General features: G+C 67.7%; 16 protein-coding genes. 3 read left to right on the forward strand and 13 right to left on the reverse strand.

What is annotated here, in order from left to right; translation table 11 throughout:
* Positions 1-69: 69 nt before the first annotated feature.
* From DNK52_RS03975 to DNK52_RS04015, 9 genes are all read right to left on the reverse strand, one after another.
* Entirely contained in the window at positions 70-1533 is a 1464-nt protein-coding gene (locus DNK52_RS03975; RefSeq protein ID WP_110239638.1) for an aldehyde dehydrogenase family protein, read from the reverse strand.
* A 6-nt stretch (positions 1534-1539) separates the two neighbouring features.
* Entirely contained in the window at positions 1540-2523 is a 984-nt protein-coding gene (locus tag DNK52_RS03980; RefSeq protein ID WP_110239639.1) for a hydroxyquinol 1,2-dioxygenase, read from the reverse strand.
* A 36-nt stretch (positions 2524-2559) separates the two neighbouring features.
* Positions 2560-3111 (reverse strand): cupin domain-containing protein, encoded by a 552-nt coding sequence (locus tag DNK52_RS03985; protein WP_110239640.1) that lies wholly within the window; start codon positions 3109-3111, stop codon positions 2560-2562.
* Between the two features lie 151 nt (positions 3112-3262).
* A complete protein-coding gene (locus tag DNK52_RS03990; RefSeq protein ID WP_110239641.1) occupies positions 3263-3865 on the reverse strand; it encodes a hypothetical protein in 603 nt (200 codons plus the stop codon).
* Between the two features lie 22 nt (positions 3866-3887).
* The gene (locus DNK52_RS03995) at positions 3888-5279 is read right to left on the reverse strand and encodes a VWA domain-containing protein (RefSeq protein ID WP_110239642.1); all 1392 of its coding nucleotides are present in this window, start codon (positions 5277-5279) and stop codon (positions 3888-3890) included.
* Positions 5276-6160: an AAA family ATPase gene (locus tag DNK52_RS04000; protein WP_239455368.1), complete on the reverse strand. Its 885-nt coding sequence runs from the start codon at positions 6158-6160 to the stop codon at positions 5276-5278. Before DNK52_RS04000 ends, DNK52_RS03995 begins: the two co-directional genes overlap by 4 nt.
* 11 nt (positions 6161-6171) lie before the next feature.
* The gene (locus tag DNK52_RS04005) at positions 6172-6738 is read right to left on the reverse strand and encodes an NADPH-dependent FMN reductase (protein WP_110239643.1); all 567 of its coding nucleotides are present in this window, start codon (positions 6736-6738) and stop codon (positions 6172-6174) included.
* Complete coding sequence (locus DNK52_RS04010) at positions 6735-7628, reverse strand: intradiol ring-cleavage dioxygenase (RefSeq protein ID WP_110239644.1); 894 nt, start codon at positions 7626-7628, stop codon at positions 6735-6737. Before DNK52_RS04010 ends, DNK52_RS04005 begins: the two co-directional genes overlap by 4 nt.
* Entirely contained in the window at positions 7625-8680 is a 1056-nt protein-coding gene (locus tag DNK52_RS04015) for a maleylacetate reductase (protein WP_110239645.1), read from the reverse strand. Before DNK52_RS04015 ends, DNK52_RS04010 begins: the two co-directional genes overlap by 4 nt.
* Before the next feature lie 127 nt (positions 8681-8807).
* Here DNK52_RS04015 and DNK52_RS04020 point away from each other — a divergent pair, with 127 nt between their 5' ends.
* Together DNK52_RS04020 and DNK52_RS04025 are read left to right on the forward strand one after the other, a co-directional pair.
* Entirely contained in the window at positions 8808-9953 is a 1146-nt protein-coding gene (locus DNK52_RS04020; RefSeq protein WP_204163356.1) for an ATP-dependent DNA ligase, read from the forward strand.
* 13 nt (positions 9954-9966) lie between these two features.
* Positions 9967-10563, forward strand: coding sequence for a hypothetical protein (locus tag DNK52_RS04025; protein WP_239455369.1), 597 nt, complete (start codon positions 9967-9969; stop codon positions 10561-10563).
* Positions 10564-10625: 62 nt separating this feature from the next.
* Here DNK52_RS04025 and DNK52_RS04030 read toward each other — a convergent pair whose 3' ends face one another.
* The 4 genes from DNK52_RS04030 to DNK52_RS04045 all read right to left on the reverse strand — a co-directional run bounded on the left by DNK52_RS04030 (position 10626) and on the right by DNK52_RS04045 (position 14195).
* A complete protein-coding gene (locus tag DNK52_RS04030) occupies positions 10626-10886 on the reverse strand; it encodes a DUF6752 domain-containing protein (RefSeq protein ID WP_110239646.1) in 261 nt (86 codons plus the stop codon).
* Positions 10883-12511 carry a class I SAM-dependent methyltransferase gene (locus DNK52_RS04035; RefSeq protein ID WP_204163357.1) on the reverse strand — a complete coding sequence of 543 codons (1629 nt, stop codon included), beginning with the start codon at positions 12509-12511 and terminating at the stop codon, positions 10883-10885. The genes DNK52_RS04030 and DNK52_RS04035 overlap by 4 nt, the downstream gene beginning before the upstream one ends.
* Positions 12512-12549: 38 nt before the next feature.
* Positions 12550-12972 carry an FAD synthase family protein gene (locus DNK52_RS04040; protein ID WP_110239647.1) on the reverse strand — a complete coding sequence of 141 codons (423 nt, stop codon included), beginning with the start codon at positions 12970-12972 and terminating at the stop codon, positions 12550-12552.
* A gap of 143 nt (positions 12973-13115) precedes the next feature.
* The gene (locus DNK52_RS04045) at positions 13116-14195 is read right to left on the reverse strand and encodes a DNA polymerase domain-containing protein (RefSeq protein ID WP_110239968.1); all 1080 of its coding nucleotides are present in this window, start codon (positions 14193-14195) and stop codon (positions 13116-13118) included.
* A 62-nt stretch (positions 14196-14257) separates the two neighbouring features.
* On the opposite strand from DNK52_RS04045, the gene DNK52_RS04050 reads away from it, so the two are divergent.
* Positions 14258-15538: a hypothetical protein gene (locus tag DNK52_RS04050; RefSeq protein ID WP_204163358.1), complete on the forward strand. Its 1281-nt coding sequence runs from the start codon at positions 14258-14260 to the stop codon at positions 15536-15538.
* Positions 15539-15616: the final 78 nt, after the last annotated feature.

The raw sequence follows: 15616 nt of genomic DNA on the forward strand, positions 1-15616 counted from the left end.
CGCACACCCCGAAGTGCTCGGGAGGTGCGTCGCCGCTGTGCACCACCATCTCCCCCCATGAGGGAAACTTCAGCGCGGGTAGAACGGCGGGATGTTGGCGTCGATGTTGATCCAGGTCGCCTTCGGCACGGTGTACTCCCGCATCGCCTCGAAGCCCATCTCACGGCCGTACCCAGAAGCGCCGATGCCTCCGAAGGGCGAGCCCGGGTTGACCCGCTTGTACGAGTTGACCCACACCATGCCGGCGCGCAGGTCCCGAGCCACTTTGTGAGCCCGGGAGAGATCCTTGGTCCACAGGCCGCCACCGAGACCGTACGAGGTACCGTTGGCGATCTCGAGAGCCTCGGCATCGGTCTTGAACGTGTGCACGACCATGAAGGGGCCGAAGACCTCTTCCTGGGCCGCGCGGGCGTCAGGGCGGGTCTCCACAATGGTCGGCTCGACGTAGTAGCCTGCCGCGAGCGAGGCATCCTGGGGCACCCTGCCACCCGTGAGGACGACCCCGCCATCTTTGCCGGCCGTCTCGAGGAATGACGTCACTCGGTCGCGGTGGAGGGCGGACGTGAGGGGTCCCATCTCCGTCGAAAGGTCCTTGGGGTCGCCCAGTCGGATCGACTCGGCCAGCGCCACGAGCCGTTCCAGGAATTCGTCCTTGACCGACTCGTGCACGATCAACCGACTGGCGGCGATGCAGGCCTGGCCCTGGTTGTGGAAGATGCCGAACGCCGTGCCACCCACCGCCGCCGCCAGGTCAGCATCGCCGAAGACGATGTTCGCGCCCTTGCCGCCGAGCTCGAGGTGCACCTGCTTCAGTGTCTCGGCCGCTCCCTTCGCGATCTGCTTGCCGACGCTGCTGCTACCGGTGAACGAGATCTTTGCGACGTCGGGATGGTCAACGAGCCGCTGTCCGGCGTTCTGGCCGTACCCGGGAACCATGTTGATGACGCCCGGAGGGAAGCCCACTTCGGCAGCCAACTCAGCGATCCGGAGTGCGGACAGGGGCGTGACCTCAGACGGCTTCATCACCACGCAGTTACCCGCTGCCAGCGCGGGGCCCAGCTTCCAGCCGACGAACATGGCGGGAAAATTCCACGGGACGATCTGCCCGATCACTCCGAGCGCTTCCGGGACCACGTAGTCGAGAAAGCCCTGCTCGACCGGGACCACGGTGCCCTGGAACTTGTCAGCCATCCCGCCGAAGTAGCGGAAGGTGGCCGCGGTTCGCGGCACGTCCAGACCAACGGTGTCTCGCAGTGGATGGCCGGTGTCGCGAGTCTCGAGCAGGGCCAGCCCTTGTACGTCGTCCTCGATGGCGTCCGCCAGTCTCAGCAGCAGGCGACCGCGGTCCGCGGCCGCCAGACGGCTCCAGCGGTGGGATGCTTTGCAGGCCGCAGCTACCGCGCGGTCAACATCTTCCTGCTTGGCCTCGGCGACCTCCGCGAGAACCGACCCGTCGTGGGGATCGAGAGTCTGGATCGTCGCCCCGTCGGCGGCATCGACGAACTCGCCGCCGATGAAGAGTTGTGTCTGCACGCTGGATCAGAACTCGATCGGGTAGGTCGGCGCCTTACCGGAGGCGATCGCCTCAGGGATCGCCCCGGAGTTGTTCTCCCACACCAGCAACATGGACCGCTTGGGCGAATATCCCTGGTGGCGAATGTCGGCCGGCATCGCACAGACGTCACCCGCCTTCATCACCACGCGCGAGCGCACCGCGCCGGTGTCACGGTCCTCCACCTCCCAGGTGATCTGGTCGGAGAGCTGGATGAACCACTCGACCCGGTCGTTGCCGTGGATGATCGGGAGGATGTACTCCTCAGTCGTCGGGCAGGCAAGTGAGTCCTTGCAGACGCTCACGACCGAGGGGTTCCAGGTCACGTCGGAACGCGACAGGTATGCGAACAGACTGAAGGCCGCAACCTCGTCCTCGAAGCCAGGCTCAACCTCGACCACCGGCTCGCTCTGGTCGACGTCGGCGAACATCCGGTTGACCGGGTAGCCCATCTCGTCGCTGCGCGGCTGCTGGTCGCCCGGAAGGCCGACCATCCGCTCAGCGGCGACGCGCTGACGGGTCACGGCAGCGTCGTTGTCACCGTTCTTCACCCCGAAAGCGGAGCCGGTCTCATGGGGCGACGCGAACGGGTCGAAGGACTGGTTGGTCCAGTCGGACAGCACGGCCTCGAACGTCTCACGGATGACGGGGGTCTCGACGGTCTCGCTGTAGTCGAGCTCCGCCTTGCGATAGGACTCGTTGTAACGACCGGCGAAGATGTCGACGGTGCCGTAGTGGTTGACCGTCCCGAAGATGCCGTCGAAGTTGACGATTCCGTAGAAGAAGTCCCAGGCCACGTCGCGCTGCAGAGCTCGAAGAAACGCGTCGGCGCTCATGATGTGGCTGCCGGTGGGCCAGTCGATGTAGACGAAGAACTCGTCCCGACGGAAGGTGAATTCGCCGAGCTTGAAGGTGTGGTAGCCGTCCACGTTCACGTCGGCGGAACGGTCGACATCTAGCTGAATGGTCATCGGAGTTCTCTCTGGGTAACGGGAAACGGTGGGCGGTCAGACGGTCTGGCAGATCTCGGCCCAGCGGTACTGGGTGAGCTCTCCACCGATGGTCTGGATGAGCAGGACGCCGGGGGCCCCGTCCTTGACGAAGCGGTACGCCGACCCCTTGGGCAGCAGCGCCTGGTGGCCACGCTTGAGGCGAATGCGGCCCATCCGCGGACCGACGGGGTCGCCGTCGACGAGGACAGCACCTTCGACGTCGTCCGTCGCGATTGGCATGTCGAGTTTGACCAGTTCCACGAGGACTTCGCCGTCGGCGGCGTCCATGCAGATGGCGAACTCGTCGTGGGAGGCGGTGAACCAGGGCGAGGTACCCTCGGCTCGTACCGTCTCGAGGACGTACTCCCAGTTCTTTGCCACGGCGACGCGGTCCCAAGCGGGCATCGTCGACGCAACATCAAAGATGTTGGAGAAGGCGTAGTGGCGGGCGTCGTCGGCGATGAGTTCGACGCCGCCCTTCTCGTAGGAGGCCAGCGCCGCGAATGTGGTGGTGTAGTTCGCGTGCTGGATCGCACCTCCCTGGGCAGGGCTGGTGATCGTGGTCATCTCTTTTGCTCCTCGTCTAGCCGTCGGCCGCGGCCCCAGACCGTCCAGGTCAATAGGTGTTCCGCGTCACAGCGAGTCTTGGGGGCCACCCTCTGGGAGAACAGGTTCCTGGGCCGATGTGGCGGAATTCCGAAGCTCGCGCCGGGTCTGGTCAGTTGCCGTAGAACACGGTCCGCGGCGGCTCAGCTCGGTCTTTGCGTGGGGGTGCGTCCAGCAGTTCGGGGGTGGCTCCCACCACGAGCGCACGGATCTGCGCAAGCACGTCCGCGATGTCACGCTCCAGCGGTACGTCCAGCACCAGGTCGTCCGCTCCGGCGCGCGCCAGCGCGAGCACCTGCTCCTGCGCTTGCTCGAACGTCCCGAAGATGCCGACGTCGCGGGGGTGCCGGTCACCACTGAAGCGTGGCTCGAGGTCAGCGCGGGCGAATGCTTCGTTCATGGTGCGGCCGATGGAGATCGGGACCGACACCTGCAGCGGGCAGGTGGACTCCGCGGCGTCCAGCCGGGCACGTACGGCCGCCACGGTCTCCGGGTCATTCACGCGCACCAGTCCGCGGGCCTCGTCCGTGTTCACCACGACCAACGCCGGCGCCGCAGTCTCGATCAGCCGCGCCAGGAGGCCCGGCGTCGGAACGTCGGCAAGGTGCACTGTGGCGAACCCCAACCGGCCAGTCATGGCGGCGATGCTCACCGCCACGTCGTCGGTCAGCCCGGGCGGCAACATGATGCCAACGCTCAGCAGGTGTCTGGTCACAGCTTCTCCTGGGATGGGTGGTTCACACGATCTTGGCGACGGCGGCTGTGAGCTGCCGGATGGTCGATACTTCAAACGCGTCGGTGCAGTGGGTGGCGTACTCGCCTGCCCGTGAGTCGAGCGTGTCCCAGTCAGCCCTTGGTTCGGGGTTGAGCCAGTAGAGCCGCCGGGCGAGGTGGCTCAGTTCAGCCACCGCAGCCGTGGCTGGCTCGCGGTCGTGGGACCGGGCATCTCCCGCGACGATGACCGTCGTCTTCGCGGTGACCGAGGACCCCCACGTCGCGAGGAAGGTGGTCATGGCACGGGCGTAGTCACTGCGGCCGTCGTGAGCGATCAACCCGCGCGCGCCGAGCAGGTGGTGCGGGTCGATCACGCCCGGGCTCGTCTCCATCAGCTCGGTGATCTCCACGATGCCGTCAATGAAGACGAATGAGCGGACCCGCCGGAACTCGTCGTGCAAGGCGTGCAGCAGCGTCAGTGTGAAAGGGGCGAACTGGGCGGTCGACCCGGAGACGTCGCAGAGTACGACGAGGTCTGGCTTCGTCGGTCTGCGACGGCGCAGGACCGGAACGACGGGGACTCCGCCGTACCCCATCGACGCCCGAATGGTACGGCGCATGTCCACCCCCGACCCGCCTCGCCTGCGCGACGACCCGAGCTTGGCGGCAAGGTGCCGAGCCAGCGGCCGCATCGCCATCCGCATCGCGACCAATTCATCGGCCCCCGCCCGCAGCAAGGGACGGTCCTGCAGGTCCTCCAGGTGCTGCGCGGAGACACCATCTCCCTCGCGCAACCGGCCGGACAACATCTCGGTGAGCCGCCGGCTCATCTGCTCCATCGCGGTCCTGGCCTCGACAGCGTCCACGACGCGGTCGAAGTCACTGTCTTCGGCGTCGGCGTCGGCGTCGAGGTAGCGCCGGTAGAGGTCCGACACGTTCATCCGTCGCAGAACCCGCTGGGCGTGGTGCCCGGCCGAGCGACCGTCGTCGTGGTTTCCGGAGAAGCGGGTGATCGCCTCCTCGAGCGCGTGCTCGATGTCGTCCTCGTCGTCCTCACGCAAGGCCCTCACCACTGATTCCTGGAGCTGCTCCTCCTCGACCTGCGCATCACCGCCGGAGGTGATGGTCGCCGTCTCCGCGGGGTCCACGGGGTCCGCGCGGATCGGTGGGAGGACCGCGTCGAAGGAGCGCCGAAAGAGCACATCGTGGCTGGCGTCCTTGACCAACGTGGCTCGCAGTGCCGCGCGTACCCGGCGGCGCGAGGTGAGATCGGAGAGAAGCAACGCGGCCATCGCGTCGAGGACCTCGCTGGTGGAGACCGGCACACCACCCGCCCGCAGACGAGACACCAGCGCGACGACCAGCAGCGGCCCGACGTCACGCAGACTCGGCGCCTGGGGGGCCGGCGCGCTCATGAACCCGTGGCCGCCAGGCGGAGCTGCTCACGCACCTTCACCTTGTCCTGGTCGTTCTTGAGCACCACCCCGAGGGTCTGCCCGGCGACAGCGTCGCCGAGCTCGCGGTGGCCCAACGCCGAGACGGCCCGGGCCCAGTCGATGGTCTCCGCGATGCTCGGCGGCTTGCGGAGGTCCAGGGCGCGCATGGCCCGGACTGCCTTGACGACCTGACCAGCCAACTCCTCGCTCACCTGAGGGACCCGACTGAGCACGATGGCGCGCTCCCGCGCGGCATCCGGGTACTCGACCTGAGCGTGCAAGCAGCGACGCCGCAGCGCCTCGGAGAGGTCTCGGGTGGCGTTGGAGGTGAGCACCACGAACGGTCGCTGGACGGAGGTGATCGTGCCGAGCTCGGGGATGCTGACCTGGAAGTCGCTGAGCAGCTCGAGCAGCAGCCCTTCGACCTCGACGTCGGCCTTGTCGGTCTCGTCGATGAGCAACACCACCGGTCCCGGGTGCCGGATCGCGGCGAGCAGCGGCCGTTCGAGAAGGAATTCCTCGCTGAAGATGTCGTCGTGCAGGTCGTCCCAGGCATGCTCCTGCTCCGCGCCGGGCTGGGCCGTCTGTATCCGCAGCAACTGCTTGCGGTAGTTCCACTCGTACAGCGCACGGGCCTCGTCCAGTCCTTCGTAGCACTGCAACCGGATCATCCTCGCGCCCGTGCCAGCTGCCACGGCCTTGGCCAGCTCGGTCTTCCCGGTGCCGGCCGGTCCCTCGAGGAGGAGCGGCTTGCCCATGGCGTCGCCGAGGAAGACCACAGTGGCGAGTTCCTCGTCAACGAGGTAGCCGGTGCTCGCAAGAGCCTCACGAGCGTGTTCTACGGAAGAGAAGAAGGCCACAGGGATGCCTTTCAGTTGTGCTGACGGAGGCTGACCAAGGCCTCCTGCCAGCGAAGCAGTTGGTCGAGCATGACCGTGCTCGACTCCTGCTGGGCAGAGGAAGGCGTGAATACCCCATCCGCCACGTGACGCTTGATGTAGGGGATGGCGACGCCTTCCGGGATCGGCACCATGCTCAGCCGCGAGACGACGGGATGCATCGCCTGGACCGACCGGAGGCCGCCGGATGCGCCGCCATAGCTGACGAACCCGACGGGTTTGTGGAGCCACTCCCGGTACAGGTACGAGATCGCGTTGAGCAGGCTCGCCGCGGGGCCGTGGTTGTACTCAGGGGTGACGAAGACGAAGGCGTCTGCCCGGTCCACCAGAGCGCTCCACCGATGGGTGTGCTCGTGTACGTACTGCTCCAGACGCGGATGCTGGGGCTCGTCCATCATAGGAAGGGCCAACTCCGCCAGGTCCGCGACCTCCACCTCGAAACCGCCGTGCGCTGCCGCTGTCTCAGCGACCCAGTGACCTACCGGCAGGCCCGCGCGACCGGGGCGGGTGCTGGCGATGACCACGCTCAGCGTGGTCATGACTCGGCCGGGGCGAGCACGATGTCGAACGCCGTCCGGGACCACGAGCCGTCGATGGTCCGCCCTCCGGGGGGCGAGGTGCCTGACGGATGACCCTCGAAGTCGCGAACCAGAGAGTCCTTGACGCCGAACACGGCGTCGGACGCCAACAGTTCGTCCCCTCGCACGAAGATGTGCGTGACCAGCGTGCGGTAGCCCGTCGCACGCACCATGAAGTGCAGGTGAGCCGCCCGCATCGGTGAGCGCCCCGTCGCGTCGAGCAGCTGACCGACTGGCCCGTCGACCGGGATGGGGTACGGCGTCGGGGTGATCGCCCAGAAGCTGTACCGACCCTCATCGTCAGTGAACAGGTGGCCGCGGGCGGCCGTCCTGTCGTCGTCGTACTGCACGTCGTAGAAACCGTCGTCGTCGGCCTCCCACACCTCGATGCGAGCGCCGGCCACGGGCCTGCCGTCTGTGTCGCGGACCGTGCCCTCAACCCAGCAGGGCTCGCCCGCAGCGCCGCGCGCAATGTCGCCGCCGCACTCGATCTTGGGTGAGCCTTCGACGAAGAAGGGGCCGAACACGGTCGCCTCGGTGGCATCTCCGACCGCCTCGTTGTTCATGGCAATGGTCTGCATCGAGGCACCGAGGGTGTCGGAGAGCAGGATGAACTCCTGGCGCCGATCATCACTCTTGTGGCCGACGGCGGTCAGAAAGGCGATGGCGGCATTCCATTCCTCCTCTGTGAGCCGAACATCACGCAGGAAGGAATGGAGGTGGGTCACCACGCCTCGCATGAGCTCGAGGAGTCGCTGGTCCGAGCAACTGTCGAAGGAGGCGAGCACCCGAGCGACGATCTCGTCCTCCCGCGCCCGCTGCGCGGCTGAGACTTCCGTACGTCCGCTCATCTCGCTTCTTCCCCCGCCCAGGCAGCCCGCACCAGCGCGGTCAGATTCTCAGTGGTCAGCGGAGTCGGGTTCGAAGGCAATGAGAGGGCCAGCACTCCTTCGACTGCGGAAGGAATGTCGCCCGCCTCGAGACCGACGTCGCGCAGGGCACGCGGTGCATCGAGCGTGCGGCGCAGCTCCTGTAGACCACTCAGCGCTGTCGAGTTGCCGAAGGCCGCAGCCAATCTGCTCTCGGCCATGGGAGCGTTCGGAGCGTTGAACGCGAGGACGTACGGCAGCACGATCGCGTGGGTCTGTGCGTGGGGCAGATCGAACTTCCCGCCGAGCACGTGACAGATCTTGTGGTGCAGTCCCGAGCCGGCCGAAGCGAAGGCCTTCGCTGCGAGGTGGGCCCCGTAGAGAGCAAGCTCAATCCCCGACAGTCCCGTTGGGTCCTTCGCGACAAGAGGAAGGCCCTCGTGCAACGCTCGAGCACCCTCAGCAGCGAATATGGCGTTGAGCGGATCGGCCTGCGGCGCCCACAGTGAGTCGACGCAGTGGGCCAGGGCGTTGAGGCCACTCGCGACCGACATCTCCCTCGGCAGGGTTCGCAGGAGCGAGGCGTCGTAGACGACCGCTCGCGGCAACACTGCCGCATCGATGCCGGTGGTCTTGTGTCCGTTCTCGGTCAGGCCCCACACGGCCGTCGCTTCGCTGCCGGCGTACGTCGTCGGCACTGCGACGATCGGGAGCCGGGTCGTCATTGCGACGGCCTTCGCCAGCCCGGTCGTGGAGCCGCCGCCGATGGAGAGGACCGCATCGACCCTGTGCGCGAGCGCTGCCGCCCGTGCCCGCTCAGCAACCTCGACGGGTACGTGCATGACCACCTCATCGTGGCGCAGCACGGAGGGAACTCCCGACGTGACCAGATCCGCCAGCGCTGTCTCGTCGGGACCGGCCATCACCATCACCCGCCGGGCGCCCAGGCGCTCAATCTCAGCCTGGACGGCGGCCGCAGCCTCCCCGGTCTGGAAGCAGACACGCTGGGGTAGTGACTCATGAACGAATTGCACGCGGCCAGTCTTGGCGCCACAGGCCCCCGCAAGAACATCTCAAGCGCTTCATGGCTGAAATCCGAACTCGCCACCGAACCCGGTTTCGACTCCACGATGTGCAGACTCGGCTTCTAGGATGTCCGGTGTGGACCTCCCCGTGATGCCGCCCTTCCAGCCGATGCTGGCAACCTCGGCGCCGCGCGTCCCGATCAAGGACGGCATGAGCTTCGAGCCGAAGTGGGACGGCTTCCGTTGCATCGTCTTCCGTGACGGCGACGAGGTCGAGCTGACGAGTCGCAACACCAAGCCGCTGACCCGCTACTTCCCCGAGGTGGTCGAGGCGATCAAGCGCGATCTGCCCGAGCGGATCGTGCTGGACGGTGAGCTCTTTGTCGCCCGACCGGGCGCCGACGGCCGCCAGCGTCTGGAGTTCGATGCCCTCTCCGAGCGGATCCACCCGGCGAAGTCGCGGGTCCAGATGCTCTCGGAGGCGACCCCTGCGGGATTCGTGGCGTTCGACCTGCTCGCGCTCGGCGACGACTCCTACGTCGAGCGGCCCTTCGCAGAGCGCCGTACGGCCCTGGAGGGCGCCCTGGGGCACCTGCAGGAGGAGTTGGCCGGGCGTACGCAGCTCGACCTCGGCGCCCGCTGCCACCTGACGCGTACGACGACGGATCCCGAACTGGCCGAGGAGTGGTTCACCGTCTTCGAGGGCGCGGGCCTCGACGGCGTGATCGCCAAGCCCCTGGACGCGGCGTACACGCCCAACAAGCGCACGATGCTGAAGATCAAGCACGTACGCACGGCCGACGTGGTGCTGGCCGGTTACCGCGAGCACAAGACCTCCACACCTGAGAAGCCGTTGCTCGGCAGCCTGCTGCTGGGCCTCTACACCGAGGACGAGTCCGGTGCGCCCCAGTTGCAGCACATCGGGGTGGCGGCCAGTTTCACCGCCGCCCGCCGGGCCGAGCTGATGGACGAGCTGGCCGACCTGGTCTGCCGCATCGACGAGCACCCGTGGGGCGCGTGGGCCGGCGCGATCGCCAACCCCGACCGGATCCCCGGCACCCAGAGCCGGTGGAGCGCCGGCAAGGACCTCAGTTTCACGCCGCTGCGACCCGAACGCGTCCTGGAGGTCAAGTACGACCACATGGAGGGTGCGCGCTTCCGCCACACCGCCCAGTTCCAGCGGTGGCGCCCAGATCGGGACCCGGTGTCGTGCGGGTACGACCAACTGGAGGAGCCTGTGCGCTACGACCTCGCTAGGATCTTGACCAGCGACGCGAAGTGACAACTGAGGAGTGATGGCCGTGGCCGAGCAGGGCAACAACGAACAGGTCATCAACGACCCGATCGACGACGGGATCGGCAGCTACGACGTCGTCATCCTGGCCGAGCACGAGATCAGCAAGTCCGACGCGGCCCAGATCCACGGCCTGCACGAGGAGATCGCCGACGAGGTCATCTACCACGTGCTCATCCCGCTGGAGGACGCCTCGGCCCGGATCGAGGCAGCGATGGGTTCACTCGGGACCGGCGAGATGCTGGCCGCGCCGGCCATCGTCAGCGACATCGACCTCCAGGAGCTTCGCCACGAGAGCGAGGAAGCAGCCGACCTGGAGCTGGCCAACAGCCTCGAGGCGTTGCGCGCCACCGGTGCGACCGCGGCCGGACTCGTGATCAGCGTCGACCCCGTGCACGCTCTCGACGAGACGACCACCGAGGTGAACGCGCGCGAGGCGATCGTGCTCACTGCACCGCACCTGGTGGCTGAGTTCTTCCACGTGGACTGGAGTTCACGGGCCCGCCGCAAGCTGGGTGTGCCGGTGCTCCACCTCCTCGAGCACGAGACGTTCAACGAGCAGGGCAGCGCCGGCGGCGAAGGCGTCACCGGCCTCTGACCTCGACCCAGACATGACGAACGCTCGGCCGGATCCCGGCCGAGCGTTCGTCATGTAGTGCCTCAGATGCTGTTGCGGTACCGCTCGAGGACCTCGTTGACCTTCTCCTCGTCCTGCAGGTGCAGCGGGACGAGGAGCTCGGCGACGACGTCGGCGATCTCGGTGATCCGACGGTTCAGGTGGCGGTTCTCCTGGACCTCGGCCTCGAGGGCCGCCAGGCGGGCCTGCACGTTGCCGCGGTTGTCCTGGACGCGGCGTACCCGCTCCTTGAACCAGACGCTGCCGGTGCGGGCACGGCCCTTGATCGACTTGTTGGCGCTCATGCTTGGATCTCCTCCGAAGAAGTGGCTGCGGCGGCGGCAGCAGCCGCACGCTCCTGGGGGCTGGGGAAGGTGACGCGCACCCGGCACACGGCCGGATCGGCGTTCTCGAGGATGTCGAGCCCGGGCCCGATCTCCATGTGCTCGATGACACCACCGGCGGCTTCGATCTCACGACGCACCAGGCGGGGCGTGACCCGGTGCACCAGACGCGCCGGCTGCGGCGTCTCCAGAACACCCGCCGGCCACGGCTCCGGGATCATCCCCGGGACCCTGGCGCTGAATTCGAGGAACAGCGAGTTGCCGTGCCCGCGCAGCGCCATCCGGCACATGCGCCACAGGTTCTCGCGCTCGTGGGGCTCCAGCGCACCCACCACCAGGCGCGCGGTGATGTGGTGCGGGTCGCGGGCCAGGTCAGCGCCGGCGGCGAGCACCGTACGCAGCTCACCGAGGATCAGCTTGGAGACCTTGAGGTCGGCGTCGTGGTCCTTGGCCAGCAGGCGGGCTCGCTTGCGGGCCATCCGGGAGTAGTCGTACGTGCGCACCGGGTGCCCCTGCTCGAGATACCACAGCGCGTCCTGACCGGCTCCGGAACCGACCTCGGCTACTGCGTCGTCGGCTCCGATCTGCTCGTTCACCCAGACGGCGAACGGACTGCGCTCCTTGCGGACCTTGCGCGCCGGGCCGTCGTGGAACTCTGCCCAACCACCCATGTGGCTGCGGAACCCACGGAACCAGCCGTCGAGACGGCGTACGCCCTCGTGGGGGTCGGCGTAGGTGAAGGACGGGTCAGGGATGCGCCAGTTCTCGCCGTACAGGAAGACGAGCATCGCCTCGGGGTCCGCCGGGGCGGGAAACTCGTAGCCGTGCATCTCGACGGTGCCGAGCGGGAGCAGCGACTCCTTGGCCAGCTTGCCGGAGCGGTTGCCGAACTGGAAGAACGTGCCCCCGCACCAGAAGGCGCCGAAGATGTCGATGTGGCAGTTGCGGCCGTCGCTGAGCGGGAGCAGCAGCTTGACGTCGCCACCGGACATGCGCAGCACGTTCCAGCCCAGGGCGGTCATGTTGCGCTCGATCATGTACGACTCGGCGATGATGTCTGCCGGAGACTCGTGCTTGCTGACGTAGCAGAGATCGGTGTCGGAGTCGTGCGCGATCATCGCGCCGTCGCGGACCGCACCGAGCAGGGCGCCGTAGTTGAGGTACGCGTTGACCCCGCAGGCCTCGCGCAGGTCATCGAGCGCACGCTGGGTGCCCACGAGGATCTCGTTGCGGATCTCCTCCGAGGTGTCGGAGAAGGAGCGGCACAGGTGGCCGACCTTGTCGACGCTGAGCGGGTGGCCCGAGGTGTCCACGATCGCCAGCGGCTGGTCGCTCGTGCCGAGGGAGACGTCGCCGTCGAAGACGACGTCGCTGCCGGTGACGTCACACACGGTGACCCGGCCATGGCCCTCGAGGTACTTGCGCAGCACCGGAGGCCATTCGATCAGCAGGCCTCCCTGGTGCGGACGCCCGTCACGCTCGGGGTCGAAGGAGAAGACGTAGATCCCGTTGACCCTGACGACCAGGGGGTGGGAGGGGCCGGGGACGAGGATCCCCTCGTCGCTGACGCTGGCCCCCTTGGTCACGGCGGACGCGGACCCGGAAACTGCTGGTGCGGCTTGGCTCACGAGACGCGCTCACCGATCGCCAGGCGCAGGGCGGTGCTGGAGGTGTGCGTCGTGTACGGGAAGTAGACGACCTCGACACCGACCTTGGACATCTGCTCCTCCAGGGCAATGCCCTTGGGGGTGCCACGCCAGTCGTCACCCTTGATGAGTCGGTGGAAGCCGACGTCCTTCCAGGCCTGGGTCTTGTCCAGGGAGGTCTCGACGTAGGTGCTGTCGACGATCCCGATGGCACCGACGATCTCCACGCGCTCGGCCAGCGGGACGGTGGGGGCGACCTTCTTGCCCTCGAGGCACATCTCGTCGGAGACCACGCCGGCGACCAGGACGTCGCAGAGTTCACGCGCCTGGCGCAGCATGTTCAGGTGCCCGACGTGGAACAGGTCGAACACCCCCGGGACGTAACCGATCACCTGACCCATGGCGTCACTCCTCAGTTCGGGCAAGTACGTGCAAGCTTTCACCGTAGCCGACACGCTCCCGACTCTAACTTCCAGGCAAGTGATCCTCGCATCCATCGCCGGTGTGGCGATCGACACCAGCCGCCCCCGACTGTCGGGTCCATTCAGGACTCGCGCGGATTTCCGTCGGCGTCCCAGTGCTCCTCGACCTTCCGCGAGGGCTGCACCCGCGGAGGCTCACCTGGCATCTTCGGGTGGTCCGGCGGGTAGTTGAGCTCGACCGGGTGCTGCTCCCACAGGTCCAGCAGAGGTTGCAGTGAGTGGGCCACGTCGTCGATCTCACTCCAGGCATCACCGTCGGCGTGCCGCTCGGGCGCCGAAAAGAGGGTGAAGGCGCCGGGACCTCGGAGATCGCCCAACTCCTCCCAGGTCACCGGCATCGAGACCGGCGCGCCGGCCAGCGGACGCAACGACCAGGCGGAGGCGATCGTCCGGTCGCGGGTGTTCTGGTTGTAGTCGACGAAGATCCGCGCCCCGCGCTCCTCCTTCCACCACGCGGTGGTGACCTGGTCGTCCCGCTTCTCCAGCTCCCGGCCGAAGGCGATCGCCGCATGCCGCACGTCGACGAACTCCCACCGGGGCTCGATGCGCACGAAGACGTGCAGGCCGCGGTTGCCGCTCGTCTTCACGAAGCTGCGCAGACCGAGGTCCTGGGCCAACTCCCGAGCCACGAGCGCGACCCGGGTGACGTCACCGAAGTCGCAGCCCGGCTGTGGGTCCAGGTCGATGCGCAACTCGTCTGGACGGTCGACGTCGCTGCGGCGTACGGGCCAGGGATGGAAGGTGAGCGTGCCCATGTGCGCCGCCCAGACCGGGACCGCGATCTCGGTCGGACACATCTCCTCGGCCGTACGCCCGGAGGGGAAGGTGATCTCCACCGTCTCCAGGTAGTCGGGAGCACCCCGGGGCAACCGCTTCTGGTAAAAACCGTCGGCGCCCTTGTCGCCGGGGCCGGTCGCCAACCGCATGCCTGGGCGCCATCCCGAGGGCCAACGCTCCATCGCCGTGGGCCGTTCGCGCAGTGCGCACATCAGGCCGTCGTCCACGCTGGCGAAGTACTGAGCCACCATCAACTTGGTGACCTCGGGCGTCGACTCCGTCGCCTCGTAGATCACCCGCTCGGGCGAGGAGACCCGCACCTCGCGCTCGCCGGCCGTCACGTACGCCTCGGTCGCCTTCGCCATGCGCACAGGCTAGCGCCAACCTCAGTTGAGAACGATTCTCATTCTCATGTACGGTCCTGCCCATGACAAGACAACGGTTGCCCCGCTCGCTCCCCCTCGCCCTGACTGCGCTGCTGCTCCTCGGCGCCTGCGGCACCACCACCACTGATGGCCGGACCTCCTCGGAGCCGAACCCTGCGCCCACCACCGAGGCACCCCGTGAGGTGTCGGCCTTGGCGCCGCGGGCCTTGGTCGCCCACCAGGGCGGACTCGTGCTCATCGACACCGAGTCCGGAGAGCTCCTCGACGAGATCGCCGACGACACCTTCGTACGACTCTCGGAGGCCGGCGACGGACGTCACGTCGCGGTCGCCGACAGCACCGGCTTCCAGCTCTACGACACCGGGGTGTGGAGCGAGGGCCACGGTGACCACAGCCACCGCTACGTCTCCACGCCGGGCCTGACCGACGTCGTCAGGTCCGCCGAGAAGGCGGGCCACGTCGTCGTCAACGCCGGCCACACCACCTTCTTCGCCGACGGCACCGGCGAGATCACGACCGTGCCCACGGCCGAGGTCGCAGACCCTGACGCCACGGCCGAGGTCCAGCGCACCGAGGCCCCGCACCACGGGGTGGCCCTGCAACTCTCCGACGACACCCTGCTCACCACCCAGGGCACGGCCGAGGAGCGTCGCACGGTGCAGGTGCGCGACGGCGACGACCTCGTCACCGAGACCAACGCCTGCCCCGGCGTGCACGGGGAGACGACGGCGGCCCCCACGGACGACGGTGACGTGGTCGTCCTGGGATGTGAGAACGGGCCGGTGATCCTGCGCGACGGCACCTTCCACAAGGTTCCGGTCGACGAGGCGTACGCCCGCACCGGCAACCTGGCCGGCCACCCCGACTCCGCCGTCGTCCTCAGCGACTGGAAGACCGACCCCGACGCAGAGCTCGAGCGGCCCACCGAGATCGCCCTCATCGACACCCGCACCGACAGCCTGCGCACCGTCGACCTCGGGAGCGCGTACTGGTTCCGTTCTCTGGCCCGCGGCCCGCACGGCGAGGCCGTGGTGCTGACGTACGACGGCAGTCTGCGCGTGCTGGACGAGGAGAGCGGGCGTGAGGTGTCGCGGATCGACGCGATCAAGCCGTGGAAGGAGAACAAGGACTGGCAGCAGCCCGGCCCCGTGCTGCGGGTGGTCGGCCATCTCGCCTACGTCACCGACGCCTCGACCGACGAGCTCGTCGTGGTTGACCTGGCGAAGGGCAGGGTCGTCGACAGGTGGAAGCTGCCGGGCGCTGCGGTGGAGCTCGTCGTCACCACGGGCATCCCGGCTGAGGAGCACGGACACGAGCACTGAAACCATCCGGTCCCTCGCTCTGCCCCCGGGCTCGCTCTCGGGGGCAGGGCGTGTGGTTCTGCGAGATACCGTTGGGCG

The sequence above is a fragment of the Nocardioides gilvus genome, from assembly GCF_003194605.1.
Taxonomy (GTDB): domain Bacteria; phylum Actinomycetota; class Actinomycetes; order Propionibacteriales; family Nocardioidaceae; genus Nocardioides; species Nocardioides gilvus.

Bases quoted from the DNA above. Each gene is read 5' to 3' on its own strand.
- DNK52_RS04010 (WP_110239644.1), bottom strand. From the start codon at position 7,628: ATGAGCGGACGTACGGAAGTCTCAGCCGCGCAGCGGGCGCGGGAGGAC.
- DNK52_RS03995 (WP_110239642.1), bottom strand. From the start codon at position 5,279: ATGAGCGCGCCGGCCCCCCAGGCGCCGAGTCTGCGTGACGTCGGGCCG.
- DNK52_RS04050 (WP_204163358.1), top strand. From the start codon at position 14,258: ATGACAAGACAACGGTTGCCCCGCTCGCTCCCCCTCGCCCTGACTGCG.
- DNK52_RS03980 (WP_110239639.1), bottom strand. From the start codon at position 2,523: ATGACCATTCAGCTAGATGTCGACCGTTCCGCCGACGTGAACGTGGAC.
- DNK52_RS03985 (WP_110239640.1), bottom strand. From the start codon at position 3,111: ATGACCACGATCACCAGCCCTGCCCAGGGAGGTGCGATCCAGCACGCG.
- DNK52_RS04025 (WP_239455369.1), top strand. From the start codon at position 9,967: ATGGCCGTGGCCGAGCAGGGCAACAACGAACAGGTCATCAACGACCCG.
- DNK52_RS04005 (WP_110239643.1), bottom strand. From the start codon at position 6,738: ATGACCACGCTGAGCGTGGTCATCGCCAGCACCCGCCCCGGTCGCGCG.
- DNK52_RS04040 (WP_110239647.1), bottom strand. From the start codon at position 12,972: ATGGGTCAGGTGATCGGTTACGTCCCGGGGGTGTTCGACCTGTTCCAC.
- DNK52_RS04045 (WP_110239968.1), bottom strand. From the start codon at position 14,195: ATGGCGAAGGCGACCGAGGCGTACGTGACGGCCGGCGAGCGCGAGGTG.
- DNK52_RS04030 (WP_110239646.1), bottom strand. From the start codon at position 10,886: ATGAGCGCCAACAAGTCGATCAAGGGCCGTGCCCGCACCGGCAGCGTC.